Source organism: Mycolicibacterium sp. Y3 (assembly GCF_051188035.1).
GTDB classification, from domain to species: Bacteria; Actinomycetota; Actinomycetes; order Mycobacteriales; family Mycobacteriaceae; genus Mycobacterium; species Mycobacterium fluoranthenivorans.
On record NZ_JAVQLT010000001.1, the window covers coordinates 5605217 to 5623678 of the forward strand.

An 18462-nucleotide genomic window follows, 5' to 3' on the forward strand; every position below is an offset into this window, starting at 1 on the left:
GGTAATACCGGTCACTGCGGAATACCGGCGAAGCGCCTGGCCAGCTGAAGGGTGGACATCGCCGCCAGTGTCGACTCCGCCCCCTGATTGATGTTCACGCCGTCCTCGTGCAGACCGTCGTAGCCGCCGCCGGTCTCGGGGTCCCACATGAGCAATCCCGCGTCGTTCGCACCCTGGAACCACGCTGCCGCGGCGCGCACGGTGTCGGGCCAGATCGACTGCGCATCGACGGAGGCTGCCCGGGCACACGCATCGGCCAGGGTGGATATCTCGATCGGCTGCTGGTCGAACCCGGGCCTGTGCTCGCCGGCCGACCAGCCTCCGACCGGTGTCGGAGACAGGTGCTCGCCGTGTGTCTCGCGTTCGATCAGCCAGCCCAGCAGATCCAGGCCGCGCTGCCCGAGGGCGGGGTCGCCGACAACGGCGGCCGCGGCGATCATCGCCTCGGGGAGTACGGCATTGGCGTAGGTGAGGCGCGCCTCCGGCCAGGGCCAGCTCGGGTCGTGATTCGGCGCCGGGAGACCCGCGACGTAATCGGCGATCAGGCGCCGGGCCGCGGTGTTGCCGGGCTCGACACTGAGCAGTTCGGCGGCCCCGACGACGGCGAAGGCCATCGCTCGCGGCCATGTGGAGCGACCATGGGCAGCGCGCTCGAACTGCACCACCGCCAGCCTGCGCACCAGACCCAGATCGTTGTGTGCGGCGGCCGTGCCCAGTCCCCACAGGCACCTGCCCCAGCAGTCCTCCAGTGCGTAGCTGTCGGTCCACTTGCCGCTGTGGTCCATTCGATTGCGGCATCCCCCGGAGTACGCCTGCGCCTCGTCCAGGAATCGCACCGCCAGCCGGGACAGCCCGTGGACGGCGTCGCCCGCCTCGGGCTCACGGCTGGCCACCACCAGCACTCTGGCCATGTCGTCGGTGCAGTACCCGTGGGCCTGGCGAGGCGAGGTGCCGGAGGCGTGTTCGAAGGTGCCCCGTCGGTCCGAGAGTCTCAGCAGATGACCGAACTCCGTCGTTATGACAGCCATGTGCGCTTCGAACGCTTTGCCAGAATTCGTTGTGCCACAGCTTGATACGAGGTGGCTACCACAGGCCAGGCCATTGCCGGCGCGAGCCTGCGGGCCTCCGCGGCCATCCCCCCGGCAAGCCGGGGCTGGGTCAGAACGGCCTCCAAGGCGGCCGTCATCGCGTCCGGATCGTCGTGGGGTACCACGATGCCGGCTCCGGTCGCCAGCAGCTCGACGGCGTGCGGGAAAGCGGTCGCGACCACCGGGCGACCACTGGCGATCGCATCCACCAGGACACCGGAAGTGACTTGATCGGTGGAGTCGTAGGGCAGCACCACCACCGACGCGGACTGCGCGAGAGCGGACAACGACGCCACATCGCGGTAGCCGGCGTCGAAATGGACCGCCGCCGAGATGCCTGCGCGCCGCGCCTGCTCGGCACGAGCCTCACGATAGGCCTCACCTTCCGCGGCAAGAACCTTCGGATGGGTGCGACCGGCGATCAGGTATCGCGGACTGCCCCTGAGCGTGTGCAGGGAACCCATCGCGTCGATCACCCGCTCGATGCCCTTGCCCGGGCCGAGCAGTCCCCACGTCAGCAGGGTGGGGCGACCGCTTCGCTTGGTATGGCCGAACGTCGTGACGGCCGCACCATGCGGAATGGTGCTGACCTTCCGGCGTTCGACGTCGAAACCTGCACACAGCCGCAGCGCGGCCGAGTCCGACATCACCACCACCTGATCCGCCAGGGCCGCCACCGCCTCCAATACCGAACGCTGGTGCCGCGTCGGATCCTTGGGGACGGTGTGCAGTACCACGATCGACGGAATCTGCAGCGCGCCAAGGATACTGATGACCTCATCGCCATCGGCACCGCCGTAGATACCGTATTCGTGCTGGATGACCGCGATATCGCTGTTGTTGAGCAGATCCGAGCACGCGTCGACCGAGGACGGAGACCCGTTGATCAGTTCGCCGACGACGCGATTGCTCCGGCTGGGGGTGCCGTCGGCCACGCGCACCACATTCACGTCGGCGCCATTGGCGGCCAATCCGTCCGCCAGTGCGGCGCTGAACGTGGCGAGGCCGCACGGAGTGGGCGGATAGGTGCTGAGGATTCCGAAGCTCGGCGTTGCCGACACCGGACGCTCCAACAACGGGGTATTCGAGAATTGAGAATTGAGAAAAGGTTTCAAGGTGTGATCCAGACAGTCGGATGTCACCGACGTGCCCGGCGCGAGCTGCTGCTCGTGAGATCAACGGCGGACAGCTGACTCATCCCGGACTGGCTGGGGTCCCAACACTGTCCACATTACACCCCGGGTTCGGCCCCGGCCTGGTCAGCACGGCGAGCACGGGCCCGGCGCACGGCTTCGGCGACGATCTGTTCGGCCACCTCGGCCAGTTTGCGTTGCTCGGCCTGACTCATCGCCCGTAGCTGACCGAACGCCTCCGCGGCGCTGCGCCCGGTACGCGCGCGGATGATCCCGATCGCCTGATCGATCACCGGACGCGTCGACAGGGCCACCTGCAGCTGACCGGTGAGCGCGAGCGCGTCGGCCAGGATCCGGGCGTTGTGCACCGCGACGGCCGCCGGCTTGGCGAACAACTCCGCGAACTGCGCCGAATGCTCGTCGAAGGCGTCCTTCTCGCGGCTGTAGAGGCTGACCGCACCGACGACCCGGTCACCCAGCAACAGGGGCACCGCCATCGCACTGTGCACGCCGAGCCGGCCCACCCGCGGACCGAATCGCGGCCACAGTTTGGTCCCCCCGAGCGAACCGGATCGCACCGTGCGCCGTTGCATCGCGGCGGTGATGCTCGGCCCCTCGTGCACCGTGACGTATTGGATGGTGTCGATGTCGGCGACGAACGGCGAACTCGCAGCCGACGCCAGGACGGGGTCGTCCTGGCGTTCCAGCTGCAGCAACGTCACGCCGGCACCGTCGGCGCCGGGGACGGCACGCACGGCCGAGGCAGCCACCTCGGCGAGCACCTGGTCCAGGTCGAGGCTGTCTGCCACCAACCCGGCGAGGCTGGTGAGCCCGGCCTGCAGGTCGGCGACCGCAGTCACACCGTGATCATCTACGGAGTGCTCCGTCATCGCCCGTGCCCATACGCTCGGCCGGCAACGCACGCGTGCCGGATACCCGGTTCATATTAGTTGACCTGCTTCAGACCCCACCGGCCCCGAAGTCCTTCGTCGGGCAACGCGAGCCGGAAGTTGGTCCGCAGCGTCTGCAGATACTGGCGGGCCAGCGACCCGGTGGTGTACGCGAGGTCGTATTTGTCGCACAGTTCCCGGACCCGCACGCTGATCTCGGCGTACCGGTTGCAGGGCAGGTCGGGAAACAGGTGGTGCTCGATCTGGTAGCACAGGTGACCGCTGGAGAACGCCATCAGGGGGCCTGCGTTGAAGTTGGCCGCGCCGAGGAGTTGGCGCAGGTACCACTCCCCCCGGGTCTCCTGCTGCAGGATCTCCGGCGCGAACTGCTGCACACCGTCGGGGAAATGCCCGCAGAAGATCACCACATATGCCCATAGATTGCGGAGCAGGTTCGCCGTGACGTTCGCGGCCAGGGTCCGTCGCCATCTGCGCAGGCTCAGAGCCGGCAGCAGGACGTAGTCCTTGGCCACCTGCCGCCCGATCTTGCGGAGCAGCGACTGCGTCACCGCTCGCCGGCCGGCTTCAGTGGTGGCCCGCTCGTGCTCGGAGTGCATTCCGTGACGCGCGATGCCCCATTCGAAGATGACGGCGAGCAGCAGGTTCCGCAGCGGCTGCAGCAGATACTCGCGCTTCCAGGGCTGATCCCGGGTCACCCGCAGCACACCGAAGCCGAGGTCGTCGTCCACTCCGAGCACATTGCTGAACACGTGATGCCGGTAGTTGTGCGAATAGCGCCACTGTGCGGACGTGCCCGCCATGTCCCATTCCCACGTGGTGGAATGGATCTCCGGATCGTTCATCCAGTCCCACTGACCGTGACTGACGTTGTGTCCGATCTCCATGTTCTCAACGGATTTCGCGTACGCCAGCAGGACTGCGCCGGCCACCCAGCCCGTCCTCGACCTGCTGCCGGCGATCACCAGCCGGGCCGTCAGGTCCAGTACCCGTTGGAACGCGATCACCCGGTGCAGGTAGGTGGCGTCCGGGCCGCCCAGGGAACCTTCGATATCCGACCGGATCGCGTCCAGCTCGGCGCCGATCGCCTCGACGTCCGCCGGACTCAAGTTCGCGTACTCCGCGATATCGCTGATTGCCACCTGAATTCCCGGTCCGTGTAGGTACGGCGGCAGAGTCCGGGCCACCTCAAATGCAACACCTCCACCCTAGGCCCCGGAACCGATCCGCGCCACGCCGCGACCCCATGAGCAAGACTGGACCCATGACCGAGACCTCTGCCGCCCGTGTCGCGGTATACCTCGACTTCGACAACATCGTGATCTCAAGGTATGACCAGGTGAACGGGCGCAATTCGTTTCAGCGCGACAAGGCCAAAGGACTGGACCCCGCTCACCTGGCCCGCGCCACCGTCGACGTCGGCGCCGTGCTGGACTTCGCCTCGTCGTTCGGCACCCTGGTGCTCACCCGGGCATATGCCGACTGGTCGGCCGATGTGAACGCGGGGTACCGCCAACAGCTGGTGGGCCGTGCCGTCGACCTCGTGCAGCTGTTTCCCGCGGCCGCGTACGGCAAGAACGGCGCCGATATCCGGTTGGCGGTCGATGCGGTCGAGGACATGTTCCGACTGCCCGACCTGACCCACGTGGTGATCGTGGCCGGCGATTCCGACTACATCCCGTTGGCGCAACGCTGTAAGCGGCTGGGCCGCTACGTGGTTGGTATCGGGGTGGCGGGATCGTCGAGCCGTGCGCTGGCCGCCGCCTGCGACGAATTCGTGGTGTACGACGCCCTGCCCGGCGTTCCGGTGTTCGAGCCCGTACCGGCCTCCGAACCGAAGAAGGCCGCCGGACGGTCGAAGAAGACCGAGGAGGACGAGCCGGACCCCCAGGCGGCCGCCACCGCGCTGCTCAGTCGAGCCCTCCAGATCGGCCTGGAGAAGGAAGACGCGGAGTGGCTGCACAACTCCGCGGTGAAGGCACAGATGAAGCGGATGGATCCCTCGTTCAGCGAAAAGTCTTTGGGATTCCGGTCTTTCAGCGACTTTCTGCGGTCGCGCTCGGACACCGTCGAATTGGATGAGAGCTCGACGACCCGGCTGGTGAAATTGCGTGGCGACCGATCGGACTAGCCGTCTCGCGGTGAATGCCGGGTCGAAAATCCCGGAATCGCAATAAAATTCACGTGGTCGCGTCTGCCGATCAACGTCGCCGGAACCGTCGTGTCAGCGTGTATGGTCGGGGAACAGGGACCATCACAGGCCCCCATATCAAAGGGGTCTCCATGGCCGACAAATCACCGCGGCAGAGCATGACGAAGAAGTCCGGTAAGTCACTCAAAGAGAAACGCGCGACCAAGCGCGCGGGCGAGACCGGGCAGCAGACGACCGAGAATGTCCTGCATCCCAAGAAGCGCTGACTAGGACACCGCGCCGTTGAGCGCGGGTTCGGGGATCATCCCCTTCTCCACGCCCCACATCGTGGCGATGGTCTTGTACTCGCCGGTGGAGATCAGGTGCTGCAGCGCCTGCATCAGCGACTGCGCCAGGGCCGACCCCTTGGCCACCGGCCAACCGTAGGGTGCCGCGTCGAACACCTCACCGGCGGGCACCAACGACCCTCCGCTGAGTTTGATGGCGAATCCGGTCACCGGCGAATCCGCGGACATGGCCGCGATGTCCCCGGCGATCAACGCCGCCGTCACATCGTCCTGGCGGTGGTAGACCACCTTCTCGATGGGCGCCAGACCCGCCGCCACACACTGGTCGCTCTTGGCGGGAATCTCCACGGTCTCCTGCAGGACGCTGGCCGCCACTCCCACTCGTAGTCCGCACGCCGCATCCGGGCGGACCGTCTGCCCGGCCCGTTGCGCCCAGAGCGTGCCGGCCTCGAAGTAGGTGACGAAGTCGACTGCTTTCTGACGTTCCGCCGTGTCGGTCACCGATGACATCCCGATGTCGTAGGCGCCGCTCTGCACGGAGGGGATGATCTGATCGAATTCGGTCTCGCGGTACTCCGGGGTCAGCCCCAAGGTGCGGGCCACGGCATTCATCAAGTCGACATCGAAGCCGACGATATCGCCCGCGGAGTTCTTGAACTCGTTGGGCGCATAGGGCACGTTCACCCCGATCACCAACTTGCCGGTATCGCGGATGTCCCCGGGCACGGTCGCGGCGATCGCCGGCACCGACCCGGGCGGCCCACCGCCGGTGGCCTCGTGCGGTTCCCACCATTTCCACGCCGCCACCGCGCAGGCTCCCACCAGCACCAGCACCCCGGCCACCACGAGCGCCCGCTGCGGTACCCGGCGACCCGCGCCGGCCTGTGCGCGCTGCGCGGAATGCCGGCCCGAGCGGGTCACCCGAACGGGGGTGTTCACCGCACGCCGGGCGGCCGCCGCCAGCTCGGCCCCGGTCTGGTACCGCTTGGCCGGTTTCTTCGCCATTCCCTTGGCGATCACCTCGTCGAAGGGTTCCAGCCGGGGGTTGAGCGCCGACGGCTTGGGCGGCGGGGTCACCATGTGTCCCGCGATCTGCTGTTCGAGACTGTCGGCCGGATACGGCCGGGTCCCGGTGAGACATTCGTAGAGCACACACGTCAGGGCGTAGATATCGGCGCGCGGATCGGCCTGCCCGCCGTCGAACCGCTCGGGTGCCATGTACGCCAGCGTGCCCAGGGTGCTGCCCGCCGTCGTCATCCCGACCTCACCGGCGACACGCGCCAGCCCGAAGTCGATCAGGTACGCGAAGTCCTGCTTGGTGATCAGGATGTTGGACGGTTTGACGTCCCGGTGAATCAGATCCTGCTTGTGCGCGGCGTCCAGTGCCGAGCCGACCTGTTCGACCACCTTGACCGCGAATTCGGGGTCCAGCGGCTTGTCGGTATCAGCCAGGATCGCACCGAGGGTGCGCCCTTCGATCAGTCGCATGTCCAGGTAGAGCCGGCCGTCGATCTCGCCGAACCCGTGGATCGGCACGACATGCGGGTCGTTAACCCCCGCGGCCGCCTGCGATTCCTGCCGGAAGCGCGCCTGGAAGGTGGCGTCCAGCGCGAGGTTGGGCGGCAACACCTTGAGTGCGACGACGCGTTTGGTCCTGGTGTCGTAGGCCTGGTAGACCTCGCCCATCCCGCCGCGGCCGATCAGCTCCTGGAGCTGATAGTGCCCGAAAGGTGTCGAGTCCACCGTGTTCCCTCTCGGCGCCGGCCTCTGTGTCGCGTTGTCAGCTGCGTCGCAGTGTCGATCGAAGCTACATCACAGTGGCAAAATTGTCGTCACATGACTAACGGGCCGGCGGCAGCTGATGCCGGCCGGGCAGCTCCGGACGGTGCTCCGCGTCGGCCGGCTCCGGACCCCGCCGGGACGTGACCCGGCCGATGCCCGGGGCGTCCATCCAGCCAGACTCGACGGATTCGGCCGACCCCTCGGGGGCACCCTCGGTCTGGACGGTCACCTTGTGCGTGCGTCGCAGGGTGAAGTGGATTTCCTCGGTCTCCTCGAAGACCTGCCGCAGCGGCTTGGTGGCATTGTCGATGGCACCGGCGACGATGGGCGGCACGAAGGGCCGGATCCAGCGCACCGCGGCCTTCGTGACGTCGGGAATGACGGGGATCGCCGCCAGCCCACCGGCGCGCTGCGACTCGGCGACCGCAGGCAGGTTCCCGGACTCCGGCCCGTCCAGCGCCCGAATGCCGGCGGCGTCCGGCAGGTACACATCGACCGGTGGCTCGATCTCACCGAACACCGGTTCAGGCCGCACCACCCGCACCTGTTCCCGGGCCTGCAACGCCTGCTCGACGCGGCGACGCTGCTGCTCACGGTCGATCTCGTTCTGCGCCGCGACGGCCAGCCGGGCGCTCTCCAGCTCCTGTTCGGCCCACATCTCCTCGATGGTCGAGCGGACCTCGGCCCGCTTGACCGCGATCGCCGTATCGGCCGCCAGTTCGGCGCGCTGCTGTTCGGCCGCGGCCTGGGCACCCCGCTCGGCGGCCGTGGTGCCCCGCCACCGCCGAAGGATCAACGGCAGCACGCTGAGCAGCACGAAGAACATGTCCATCAGGACCCGCAACACCAGCGGACCCGGATGGGTGCCGGTATATCCGTTCATCGCCGACCATCGGGCGCCCAGACCGGTCACCTCGCCGCTTCGGCGGGCGGCCTCCAGCGCTTGTTCGCGACCGGCGATATCGGCGTCCAGCCCGGCGGCCCGGCCGCTGCGGTCGGTGACGGCCGCGTCGACCTGGCGTTGCGCGTCGGCGAGGATCTCGTTCGCGGTGCGGGTCTCGGGTCCGGCACCGGGTACGCCCGTGATGCGGACCTGCGGGCACTGCGGGGACGGGTTGAACTCGCACCTGGCCACCACGAGGGCCTCGTCGCGCTGGGTGTTGGCTGACGCCACGGCATCGTCGAGTCCGGCCCGGGCTCGGCGTGCCTGATCCAGCTCGGCAGATGCGCGCACCACCGCAGGCGCCGAATCGACCTGCGCCGCAAGCACCCGGTCGACCGATCCGGCGAAGATCACCGTCGCCGCCAGCTCACCGACGACGACCCCGAACGCCGCCGCGACGGCCACCCGGCCCGCCAGCGCCGACCGGCCGCCGGCACATGCCCAACTCACCACGCCGAACAAGACTCCGGACGCCACTCCCCCAGCCGCCGAAGCGACCGCCGGCCACTGCGTCGCGCCGGCCAGTGCCAGCGCGGACACCAGCGCCGCAAGAGCGCTCGACAGCAACAGCACCGCCGCAGACAACGGTTCCGGTAGTCGCTTCGCACGCATTGAGGCTCCAAACTGCGGGTTGGTCTGCTTATCTGCCGAACGGAATCCCTCACGCCGGCCGCGAATACCCCGGATTCTCCCACAGCGCCGGTACCCGTGCTTCGCACGACAAGCGGTTACGTTTGTCCACGTGCGTGTCGACGGCCGGGATATCAGCGTCACCGGGAGCTTGCTTCAACCGTTGACCCGTCGCACCAACGACATCCTGCGACTGCTGCTCGCCGCACTGTTCCTGGCCACGGTGATCACCAGCTCACTGATCACCCGCAACGACTGGGTGAGCCTGGAACGATCGGTATCGGAGATCATCGGGGTGCTCACCCCGACCCAGTCCAACCTGGTCTACCTCGCCTACGGCGTGGCGATCCTGGCGTTACCGTTCGTCATCCTGGTCAGCCTGGTGCTCTCGCGGCAGTGGAAACTGCTCGGGGCGTATGCGGCGGCGGGGCTGTTGGCTGTGCTGTCCCTTTCCATCTCCGGAAATGGCATCGCCGCCCCGCAATGGCACTTCGACCTATCCGACCGGCTGGACACCCAGCTGTCCCAGTTCCTCGACGATCCCCGCTGGATCGCACTGCTGGCGGCGGTCCTCACGGTGTCGGGACCGTGGTTGTCCCGGCGGCTAAGGCGGTGGTGGTGGACCCTGCTGCTGGCCTTCGTGCCCATCCATCTGGTGGTCAGCGCCGTGGTGCCGGCCCGCACCCTGCTCGGGCTCGCCGTCGGCTGGTTCGTCGGCGCGCTGGTCGTCTGGGTGGTGGGCACCCCGGCCCTGGAGGTGCCACTCGACGGCGCGGTCCGGGCCCTGGACCGGCGCGGGTTCGTCGCCACCACGCTGGCGGTCATCCGGCCGCCCGGCCCCGGACCGCTGGTGCTGGCGGCCACCAGTGCAGACGCCACCGCGGTTGTGGAGCTGTACGGACCGAATCAGCGCAGCGGCGGCGCCATGCGTCAGCTGTGGGGCAAGTTCCGGCTACGCGATGACGAGACCGCGCCCCTGCAGACCTCGATGCGCCGCGCCGTGGAGCACCGGGCGCTGATGGCCATCGCGATCGGCGATCTGGCACTGGCGAACACGTCGACCGTGGCGATGGCCGCGCTGGATCGCGGATGGACGCTGTACGCGCGCAAACCCGCCTCAGGCGCACCGCTGAGCGCCGAGTCCACCTCTGCCGACGCCGTGTGGTCGGCACTGCGTCTGCTGCACGAACACGGCATCGCGCACGGCGATCTGCGTGCCAAGGAAATCACCGTCGATGACCACACGGTGCGGTTCGGTGGGTTCGCCCACGCCGAATACGGCGCCACCGACCCGCAGCTGCAGTCCGATATCGCGCATCTGCTGGTGACCACCAGCGCGCTCTACGACGCACCGACGGCCGTCGCCGCGGCCATCGGCGCCTTCGGCCGCGACGCCGTGCTGACCGCATCGCGCCGGCTCACCAAATCGGCGGTACCGAAACGGATCCGGGGGGACGTGCCGGACGCGCCGGACGTCATCAAGGCCGCACGCGAAGAGGTGCAGAAGCAGACCGGCGCCGACCAGATCCGACCTGAGGCGATCACCCGCTTCACCCGCGTTCAGGTGATCCAGCTGGTGCTGCTGGTGGCGCTGGTGTATGTCGCCTATCCGTTCATCAGCACGGTGCCGACCTTCTTCTCCGAACTGGGTTCGGCCAACTGGTGGTGGGCGCTGCTGGGCCTGACCGTGTCCGCACTGACCTATGTGGGCGCAGCCGCGGCATTGTGGGCCTGCGCGGACGGGCTGGTCAGCTTCCGCAATCTGTCGATCATGCAGGTGGCCAACACCTTTGCGGCCACCACCACCCCGGCCGGCGTCGGCGGGCTCGCCCTGTCGGCACGGTTTCTGCAGAAGGCGGGGCTGAGCTCGCTGCGGGCCACGGCCGCGGTGGCCCTGCAGCAGACGGTTCAGGTGATCGTCCATGTGCTGCTGCTGATCATGTTCACGACGTTGGCGGGCGCGTCGGCGAACCTGTCGCATTTCGTCCCGAGCACGACGGTGCTGTACCTGGCTGCGGGTGTGGCGCTGGGCCTGGTCGGATTCTTCCTGGCCGTGCCCAAACTGCGCCGCTGGCTGTCCTCGTCCCTGCGACCGAAGCTCAAGGAGGTCACCGAAGATCTTGTCGAGCTTTCGCGGGAGCCCAAACGGCTCGGGCTGATCGTGCTGGGCGCGGCGGGCACCACGCTGGGCGCGGCGCTGGCGCTGTGGGCCAGTGTCGAAGCGTTCGGCGGGGACACGTCCTTCGTCACGGTCACGGTGGTGACGATGGTCGGCGGGACGCTCGCGTCGGCGGCGCCGACGCCCGGTGGTGTCGGCGCAGTCGAGGCGGCGCTCATCGGTGGTCTTGCCGCGTTCGGCGTCCCGACCGCGATCGCGGTGCCCTCGGTGCTGCTCTATCGCGTGCTGACCTGCTGGCTACCGGTGTTCGTCGGCTGGCCGGTGATGCGCTGGCTGACGCGTAACGACATGATCTGACCGCGCACGTATGTTGGTCGGTATGGCCTTTCGTACTTTGCTTCCGTCCGCGGCCGCAGTGGCCGCCACCGCTGTGATCGGCGGGCTGGCCAGCCGGCCCGCCCAGTCCCCCTGGTATGAGCAGTTGCGCAAACCGCCCTACCAGCCACCGCGCCAAGCTTTTCCGATCGTGTGGCCGGCCCTCTACGCAGATATCGCCGTCACGTCGGCAGCGACCCTCGACGAACTGGAAGCCCGGGGCGAGACAGCACAACGCAAGGCGTACGTCGCCGCGCTGGCCACCAATCTCACGCTCAACGCGGCGTGGTCGTGGATCTTCTTCAGCCGGCGCAAGCTGGGCACGGCAGCCGTCGCCGCCGCGGCACTCACCGCGAGCAGCGCGGACCTGACCCGACGTGCCGTGCGGGTGAACGGCGCCAAGGCCGCACCGCTGGGGCTGTACCCGGCATGGTGTGCGTTCGCGACCGTGCTGTCGACCCACATCTGGGCGTTGAACCGCCGCAGCTAGCGGTGTCCCCCCGCCCCGAGGCGGGCGTGGGCACTGTCACTTCGGGTTCGACGGCCTGCGCTGGATCCGAAGTGCGGTGGTGGGATTCTCCAGCACGGTTGTCGGCGGTGCTTCCCACACCGTGGTCGGATCCTCCCTGCGTCGAACGATTCTCGGCACCGTGGGGGCCTGCGGCACCGGCTGGATGACGGTCGGGGGCTCGGCGAGTGTCGGCGCCGGGGTACGTGGCTTTTCGCTGACGCTGCGGGAGTGGAGATAACCCGCCAACGGTCCGGTGAACAGCATCACGGCCAGCACGATCAGGCTGAGCACGCTGATGGTGACGTCGAACGTGCTGGTGATCTGCTGGGCCAGGTTGTTGCCGTAGATCGCGTCGGGGGCGGGTCCGGCATAGCGCGGCGCGAGCGCCACCCCGATCGCCACGTTCGCGACGCTGAAGACGAACAACACCCCGCCGAACGCGGCGGCCACCGTGCTGTTGGTGAGATTGCGGTGCAGCCACAGCGCGATGACCGCGGTGACGAGGTTGAACACCGTCATCGCCACGCTGTCGTAGAGCGCCCGCGGCAGATCCAGCGATAACGCCACCAGATAGTCGACCACTCGCAATGTCGCTGACGCGAACGCCCAGAACGCGATGAGTGTCAGGCACTTCTGCGCGGCACCACGGTAGGCGCCAATGGTCGGCGGCTTGATCAGAAAGACGGCGTACAGCGTCGTAGGCGCGACGATCCCGGCCACGGCGGCCCAGGCGAGATAGCCCTCGTAACCGATCGCAGCGGTCGAGGTGTTCTGGGCGATGCCGTGGAAGGCGTCGATATCGCGCCCGACGCCGGCGATCCAGGTCAGCGTCGCGGCGACCGCCCCCGCGCTGCCGACGGCCGTCGTGGCCAGCCGTGCGGCCGCGGTCTTCTCCGTCAGCCAGCGTGAGGCGATGACAAGGGCGATCAGTGCCTCGGCGCCGTACAGCGCAGTGGTGAGGACGACCCCGACGTCCCGGCCACCGAACGTGCCGTCGGTGACGAACAGATACCGCAGGCGCCAGTACAGATTGAAGGCCACCGAGAGCGTCGCCAAGGCGATCGACAGGAACCCGATGACCCGCGCTACCGCATACCAACGTCGAAAAGCGTTGTCTTCGATGGTGATCGACGTAATCGGCGGCTGCCCGGCCAGCAGTGCGCCGGCCACCCCGAGCAGCAGGCCCGGCCCGACACCCGGCGGCACCGCGCCGGTGCCGCCGTGCTGGACGGTTTGCGCCAGGTGATAGCCGACGAAAGCGATGGCCAGGAGCAAATAAGGACCGGCCAGCAGCAGCCGGACCCGGCAGACCCGCCGGATCTCGGTCGGCGGACGGACATGCGGGAGGAGCGCGGCCCCGACGGCCAGCAGCGTCACCACGACCAGCACGGCGAACAACGCCCCGCGACTGCCCGGCACCCCGAGCCCGAACCGCAGGTTCCACGGCAGCAGCAGCGCGAGCATCATCAGCGCGACCGCCAGCCCGTCGCGCACTCGGTTGGCGCGGACGGGGACATGGCCGACGCGGTCGCTCACCCGCCCGATCCTTCCACGGGCGCGGCCGAGACGGTATCGACTTCTGCTCAGCGGCCGGGCTGTGCGGTAGCTTGGAGCGGTCGAAGCGTCGGGGTGAGCGCGAGGCGAGGAGTGGATCCGTGGACGTAGTCCTCGGGGTGGCGGTCACCGGACGAGTGGCACGACTGGCGATGATCGATTCGCCGGGGACCCAGGTGTTCGACCAGTATGCGTTCGATCTGCCCGACGGTGAGTCGACCGGGGCCCTGACCGAACTCGCCGAGACCATCATCGGTACCTACCGCGAGGTCACCGATTCGGGCAACCGGCTCGCCGCGACGCGACTGTGCCTGCCCGACGCCGCCGAGGCCGAAACCCTGCGACAGACGGTGTCGAGCGCCGGGGTGCAGAACGTAGAGGTGGTGACGGAAGCGGAGGCCGCCGCGGCGCTGGCCCGTAGCCAGGGCGCCGACGCGTCGCTGCTGTTGGCCGGTGACGACACGGTGTCGTTGACAGTGGTTGGGCAGAATCCGGCGTTGACCTCGGTGCCCATCGGCGCTGCGGGCGCCGCCGTCGCGTGCGCATCGGTGTTGGCGCAAGCGCCGGCGCACGTGCGGGTGATGCTCACCGGACAACGCCTCGATCTGGATTCGATTGCGGCAGAACTTCATTCGATGACACCGGTCGAGGTTCCACCCGACGCCGGTTATGCGATCGCCCGCGGGGCGGCCCAGACCGCGAACGCTTCCGGTGCGATCCCCGCGGGGACGGCCACGCAACTCGCGCCCGCCGTCGATGCCACCCAGGCCGCGCCGGCGATGGACGCCACGCTGGCCGCCCCGATTCCGGACGCCACCCAGGCCACTCCGCTCAATTCGGCCGATACCGAGCTGGCTCCCCAGCTGGCGTATTCGCAGGCCGCCGAGGAAGCCTGGCCGGAGTACCCGGACCTCGGGGAGATCCCGGACGAGGCGCTCGCCGAGTTCGTGCCCGAACAGGCGGACGAGGCGGGTTACCCGGATTCCGATTTCACGACGGCCATCCCGGCGCCGCCGCCGCGGCTCATCTTGATGGGCAGCGCGGTGGGTTTCCTGGTGGTCAGCTTCGCCACCCTGGCTGTCACCGTGGCGGTGAACATCCGGCCCGCGGCCGTCGTCAGCGCGCAACCGCCGCCCACCCAATCGGACACCGTTCCCGGACGGTATCTCCCGCCGGTGCCTCATGAGCCCGACCCGGTGGCCCTGCCGGTCAGTGTGCTGACCCCGCCCCCGGCAGCACCCGCCGCCCCGGTGCGGTCCAGAAGTGTGAGTCCGCCCGCGCAGGCGCCGGTGACGCAGGCGCCTGCTCCGGTGGAAGCGCCGCCGGCACCGCCGGCGGTCGGCGTCCCGGCGATCCCGATTCCCGTTCCGCCGGTCGTCGTGTTCCCGCCCTTCAATCCGTGGACTCCGCCCACGGTCACGACGACGGTCACCACCACGCCGACGACCACCACCACACCGACCACCACCACCACGACGCCGACCACGCCGACCACGCCGACCACGACACCTTCGACGTCGACGTCGACGACGACTTCGACGTCATCGACTTCGCCTCCGACGAGCACGTCCAGCTCGCCACCACCGACGTCGTCCTCGGAACCCCCGATCGAGCCGGTCACCCCGGCGACCCCCGTTCAGCCGGTGACCCCGGTAGAGCCCGTGACGCCCACGGCCCCGGCTTACACGGCACCGAGCCAGGCTCCCGTGCAGGCACCGGAGCCTGCACCCGTCACGACCGTCGAGGCCCCGCCCGTCACGAAGGCCCCGTCGGGCGGTGAGTCCTCGTCAACCGGTTCCAGCGGCCGGTCCGGCGGCGGCGGACATTCCGGGCAGGCTCCGGTGACGACGGTGTTGGAGAGCCCGTAGCTAACGCTCGCCGGAGCGCAGACCATCCCCCGCGGCCGACCTTTCCGCGGGTGAGATAGATCACTTGACAACATTGGAATCGCAGCTCAGGGGTCCCGACTTATAGCAGGCAGTTGCCACCTCACACAGAAGCGATGGCAGAGCTTTCAGAACGGGGACCATCTCATGAGCTCATCACTGCCGGCCCGCACAGCGGCCGTCACCGCACGGGTGGCGAAATCGACGTTGTTCACCACTCTGGCGCTGGCGGCAATCGTGGTGGGCCTGTTCGCCGGCCCCGTCGCGACCGCGAACGCCGCTGACGACTCCTGCGCGGCCGTCGAGGTGGTGTTCGCACGCGGCACCTTCGAAGGCCCCGGTGTCGGCGCCACCGGCCAGGCGTTCGTCGACGCACTGAATGCCCGGCTGCCCGGCAAGACCGTCGATGTGTACGGGGTGAACTACCCGGCCTCGCTGGACTTCGGACAAGCCGTCGACGGAGTGGCCGACGCCGCCAACCGGGTCCAGGCGATCGCCACACAGTGCCCGTCGACCAAGATCGTGCTCGGCGGTTACTCGCAGGGCGCCGCGGTGGCCGGCTACACCACGTCGAGCACGGTGCCGGCCGGGTACGCACTGCCGGCAAGCATCTCCGGACCGATGCCGGCGTCCGTCGCCTCACACGTCTCGGCCGTCGTCCTGTTCGGTACACCCGACAGCTGGTTCCTGAACCTGGCCGACCGCAGCGCTCCCCCGATCGCGATCGGCGACCTGTACGCAGGCAAGACCATCCAGCTGTGCGCCACCGGCGACCCGATCTGCTTCCCCGGCGGCCTGGACCGCTCCGCGCACAGCTCGTACAAGTCCAATGGGATGGCCGACCAGGCAGCCGATTTCGTGGTGGGCCGGTTGGGTCTGCCCGCTCCCGCGGCGACCGTCGTGCAGGCCGCAGCCGAAATAGTACCCGGGAACTGATCAGCAGGTCCCTACGGCCGGAAGCCAGTTGGCTTCCGGCCGTTGGCTTTTCATGACGTCGCCGGCCTCAATCGGAGCACCGGGATGGCCCGTGCGGCACCGGATCGCTGTTCGTGCAGCGCGAACACACGCGCCAGACGATCGACTGCCAGCGCATACAGCCGATCCCTATCCCTATCCGTCATGACTTCCTCGGCGACGAACGCTCCACCGCGGCGTCCCACATGCAATTCGCATCGAGGGTCCGCACGCAGATTGTGATACCAAGCCGGATGGCGGCTCCCGCCGTAATTCGACGCAATGAGGATGACGTCGTCCCGATCTGTGAAGTAGGCCAACGGGACCTCTCGGCGTTCCTTGGTGCGGGCGCCCACCGTGGTCAGCACCACCACCGGAATGCCGACACTGAGCCTGATCCGGCCATCGGTGGCTTTCATCAGCGGCCCTTCGACCGGCGCTGCGAACTTGCGCCAGAGTGCAAGGCCGCGTTTGGTCGCGAACAGTTGGCCTCCCGCCCACCACCACAACCTTCGCCGCCACGGTCCACGGGTCTGCAACTCGACCCGTGGAATCCCACCGACGCTGTCGTTCATGGCGTCCTCCCGGCGTATCGATGGGGTTGCGCTAGGAGTGCCGGTGTCGGCAGATATGCGTAGACCGGTACGCGGATTCTCTGGTGGGGATCGGGTGCATCGCCGAGCTTGGCCTCGGCCCAAGGCGTCCGTGCACGCCGACTGCGACACCTGACAACGGCATGTCTCGGCGTTCACAGGACTTTAGGCCCTACCGCGGCGCTCGTCCTCGGTGTTTGGCTTCTCTGCACAGGCAGGTTTCGACGCGGTCGATGCAACGGCGGCGCCGTGGCCATCACTGAGTAGGAGCCGTCGTGAAAGCAAGACAGCGCTACCTGAGTATCGGATTTGCCCTGATGTTTGTACCTGTTGCCGTCGCATCCGCTTCGCCGGCTTCGGCGGATTGCACCAGTGCCGGGGCCGCCACGGTGTGCGCCCAGGGTGACGTCCGCGGCGGCGGGCCAACCGCCCCGATCGCGGGGCCCGTCTACCCCTCTTATTGTGCGGACCCTTGGTATTGCGACGACGGCTGGGATATGGACGTGATCGTCAATCCGCTCCCGCCCGGCATCGACATCGGGCGGCCAGGCAGGCCCGGCGGCGGAGGTGGCATCGGACCACGTTGACCACTACCGCTTTCCGCGACCCATCGAGCAAGGAGCCTCACATGTTGTTCCGTACCGTCATCGGAGCCGGCGTCCTCGTCGGCGCAACGCTTCTCGGCCCCACGGCAACCGCCTCCGCCGATCCGCCGAACTGCACGGCCGCCGATCTCGCGGGCGTCATGTCCGGGGTGTCGGCGGGAACCTCGGCCTATCTCTTCACCCATCCAGACGTGAACACCTTCTTCACCGGCCTCAAGGGCAAGTCCAGAGAGCAGATGCGGTCGGATATCGAGGCGTACATGACGGCCAACCCGCAGGTGCGCGACGAGCTCAAGGCTGTCAGGCAGCCCGCCACCGATTTCCGTGATCGCTGCGATGCGCCGATGCCGGGCATGCCCGGTGTGCCGATGGGTTAGATGGCGCTGGGCTAGTTTTCACGTCGCAGGCGAGGTGGCGACAACGAGCACGCACACCGTCGGGCCGCCTCCGCGTGTCAGTTCCGCCTCTGCCAAGGTCGTTCGGTTTCGTTGCACCGCAAACGATGTCCACGGTGTGCGACCGACCCCCGGTGGGCGCGGTGTGGCCGTGCGATCGACGATCCACACGACACAGTAAATCCGACGAATACTCACAGCTTTCTCGCAGCCAGAGGTTGTTTTGCAGACGCCAACCCTTCCTAGGGTGACGGGTACCGCCCACGCCGGGCGGGCGAAGGGGACCAGACATGGGTAGCTCACGCTTCGTAGGCCGAGTCGGCGCTCTGGCGATGTTTCTCGGCGTCGGCGTATCGCTGACCACTGCACACGGGATCGCGTACGCCGAACCGTCCCCGACCACTGCCTCGACGACCGTTGCAACCCCGAGCAGTGGCGAGCAGCCCGCCGCGGACGGCACTGATCTCCACAAGCGGGCCCCGAAGCACAAGCAAGACCCGTCGGCCGCGACGCCAAAGACGGCAACCGATTCCTCGCCGCTGTCAGA

General features: G+C 68.2%; 16 protein-coding genes. 8 read left to right on the plus strand and 8 right to left on the minus strand.

The genetic code is table 11. From position 1 onward, the window contains the following. Window positions 1-11 precede the first annotated feature (11 nt). From QN239_RS27400 to QN239_RS27415, 4 genes are all read right to left on the minus strand, one after another. Entirely contained in the window at window positions 12-1028 is a 1017-nt protein-coding gene (locus QN239_RS27400) for an AGE family epimerase/isomerase (RefSeq protein ID WP_499015092.1), read from the minus strand. Continuing rightward, window positions 1016-2149, minus strand: coding sequence for a glycosyltransferase (locus QN239_RS27405; RefSeq protein WP_499015094.1), 1134 nt, complete (start codon window positions 2147-2149; stop codon window positions 1016-1018). The genes QN239_RS27400 and QN239_RS27405 overlap by 13 nt, the downstream gene beginning before the upstream one ends. A 170-nt stretch (window positions 2150-2319) precedes the next feature. Next, entirely contained in the window at window positions 2320-3081 is a 762-nt protein-coding gene (locus tag QN239_RS27410; RefSeq protein WP_499015097.1) for a GAF and ANTAR domain-containing protein, read from the minus strand. Window positions 3082-3167: 86 nt separating this feature from the next. Next, entirely contained in the window at window positions 3168-4271 is a 1104-nt protein-coding gene (locus QN239_RS27415) for a fatty acid desaturase family protein (protein WP_499016988.1), read from the minus strand. A 122-nt stretch (window positions 4272-4393) separates the two neighbouring features. On the opposite strand from QN239_RS27415, the gene QN239_RS27420 reads away from it, so the two are divergent. Together QN239_RS27420 and QN239_RS27425 are read left to right on the plus strand one after the other, a co-directional pair. Next, the gene (locus tag QN239_RS27420; RefSeq protein WP_090360561.1) at window positions 4394-5260 is read left to right on the plus strand and encodes an NYN domain-containing protein; all 867 of its coding nucleotides are present in this window, start codon (window positions 4394-4396) and stop codon (window positions 5258-5260) included. Window positions 5261-5412: 152 nt separating this feature from the next. Next, window positions 5413-5547 carry a hypothetical protein gene (locus QN239_RS27425; protein WP_263988001.1) on the plus strand — a complete coding sequence of 45 codons (135 nt, stop codon included), beginning with the start codon at window positions 5413-5415 and terminating at the stop codon, window positions 5545-5547. On the opposite strand, the gene stpK7 is transcribed toward QN239_RS27425, so the two are convergent. Continuing rightward, on the minus strand, window positions 5548-7311 hold the full coding sequence (gene stpK7 / locus QN239_RS27430; protein ID WP_499015099.1) for a serine/threonine protein kinase StpK7: 1764 nt from the start codon (window positions 7309-7311) through the stop codon (window positions 5548-5550). It abuts the gene before it with no gap. 97 nt (window positions 7312-7408) lie between these two features. Next, on the minus strand, window positions 7409-8905 hold the full coding sequence (locus QN239_RS27435; protein WP_499015101.1) for a DUF4407 domain-containing protein: 1497 nt from the start codon (window positions 8903-8905) through the stop codon (window positions 7409-7411). A gap of 130 nt (window positions 8906-9035) precedes the next feature. On the opposite strand from QN239_RS27435, the gene QN239_RS27440 reads away from it, so the two are divergent. Continuing rightward, window positions 9036-11399 carry a flippase-like domain-containing protein gene (locus QN239_RS27440; RefSeq protein ID WP_499015102.1) on the plus strand — a complete coding sequence of 788 codons (2364 nt, stop codon included), beginning with the start codon at window positions 9036-9038 and terminating at the stop codon, window positions 11397-11399. A 22-nt stretch (window positions 11400-11421) separates the two neighbouring features. Beyond that, complete coding sequence (locus QN239_RS27445; RefSeq protein WP_499015104.1) at window positions 11422-11907, plus strand: TspO/MBR family protein; 486 nt, start codon at window positions 11422-11424, stop codon at window positions 11905-11907. Window positions 11908-11943: 36 nt separating this feature from the next. On the opposite strand, the gene QN239_RS27450 is transcribed toward QN239_RS27445, so the two are convergent. Further along, complete coding sequence (locus QN239_RS27450; protein WP_499015106.1) at window positions 11944-13464, minus strand: DUF7937 domain-containing protein; 1521 nt, start codon at window positions 13462-13464, stop codon at window positions 11944-11946. A 119-nt stretch (window positions 13465-13583) separates the two neighbouring features. Between QN239_RS27450 and QN239_RS27455 the strand changes: the two genes are divergently transcribed. Both QN239_RS27455 and QN239_RS27460 read left to right on the plus strand, forming a co-directional pair. Then, window positions 13584-15350 (plus strand): DUF7159 family protein, encoded by a 1767-nt coding sequence (locus QN239_RS27455; protein WP_499015108.1) that lies wholly within the window; start codon window positions 13584-13586, stop codon window positions 15348-15350. 165 nt (window positions 15351-15515) lie between these two features. After that, a complete protein-coding gene (locus QN239_RS27460; protein WP_499015110.1) occupies window positions 15516-16304 on the plus strand; it encodes a cutinase family protein in 789 nt (262 codons plus the stop codon). A gap of 50 nt (window positions 16305-16354) precedes the next feature. Here QN239_RS27460 and QN239_RS27465 read toward each other — a convergent pair whose 3' ends face one another. Continuing rightward, the gene (locus QN239_RS27465; protein ID WP_499015112.1) at window positions 16355-16897 is read right to left on the minus strand and encodes a nitroreductase/quinone reductase family protein; all 543 of its coding nucleotides are present in this window, start codon (window positions 16895-16897) and stop codon (window positions 16355-16357) included. A gap of 335 nt (window positions 16898-17232) precedes the next feature. Here QN239_RS27465 and QN239_RS27470 point away from each other — a divergent pair, with 335 nt between their 5' ends. Both QN239_RS27470 and QN239_RS27475 read left to right on the plus strand, forming a co-directional pair. Continuing rightward, window positions 17233-17502: a hypothetical protein gene (locus QN239_RS27470; protein WP_499016989.1), complete on the plus strand. Its 270-nt coding sequence runs from the start codon at window positions 17233-17235 to the stop codon at window positions 17500-17502. A gap of 41 nt (window positions 17503-17543) precedes the next feature. Continuing rightward, window positions 17544-17897, plus strand: a complete 354-nt coding sequence (locus QN239_RS27475) for a heme-binding protein (RefSeq protein WP_499015113.1) — start codon at window positions 17544-17546, stop codon at window positions 17895-17897. The last annotated feature ends 565 nt before the right edge of the window (window positions 17898-18462 follow it).

Bases quoted from the DNA above. Each gene is read 5' to 3' on its own strand.
- QN239_RS27400 (WP_499015092.1), bottom strand. From the start codon at position 1,028: ATGGCTGTCATAACGACGGAGTTCGGTCATCTGCTGAGACTCTCGGAC.
- QN239_RS27420 (WP_090360561.1), top strand. From the start codon at position 4,394: ATGACCGAGACCTCTGCCGCCCGTGTCGCGGTATACCTCGACTTCGAC.
- QN239_RS27425 (WP_263988001.1), top strand. From the start codon at position 5,413: ATGGCCGACAAATCACCGCGGCAGAGCATGACGAAGAAGTCCGGTAAG.
- QN239_RS27435 (WP_499015101.1), bottom strand. From the start codon at position 8,905: ATGCGTGCGAAGCGACTACCGGAACCGTTGTCTGCGGCGGTGCTGTTG.
- QN239_RS27445 (WP_499015104.1), top strand. From the start codon at position 11,422: ATGGCCTTTCGTACTTTGCTTCCGTCCGCGGCCGCAGTGGCCGCCACC.
- QN239_RS27460 (WP_499015110.1), top strand. From the start codon at position 15,516: ATGAGCTCATCACTGCCGGCCCGCACAGCGGCCGTCACCGCACGGGTG.
- QN239_RS27465 (WP_499015112.1), bottom strand. From the start codon at position 16,897: ATGAACGACAGCGTCGGTGGGATTCCACGGGTCGAGTTGCAGACCCGT.
- QN239_RS27470 (WP_499016989.1), top strand. From the start codon at position 17,233: ATGTTTGTACCTGTTGCCGTCGCATCCGCTTCGCCGGCTTCGGCGGAT.
- QN239_RS27475 (WP_499015113.1), top strand. From the start codon at position 17,544: ATGTTGTTCCGTACCGTCATCGGAGCCGGCGTCCTCGTCGGCGCAACG.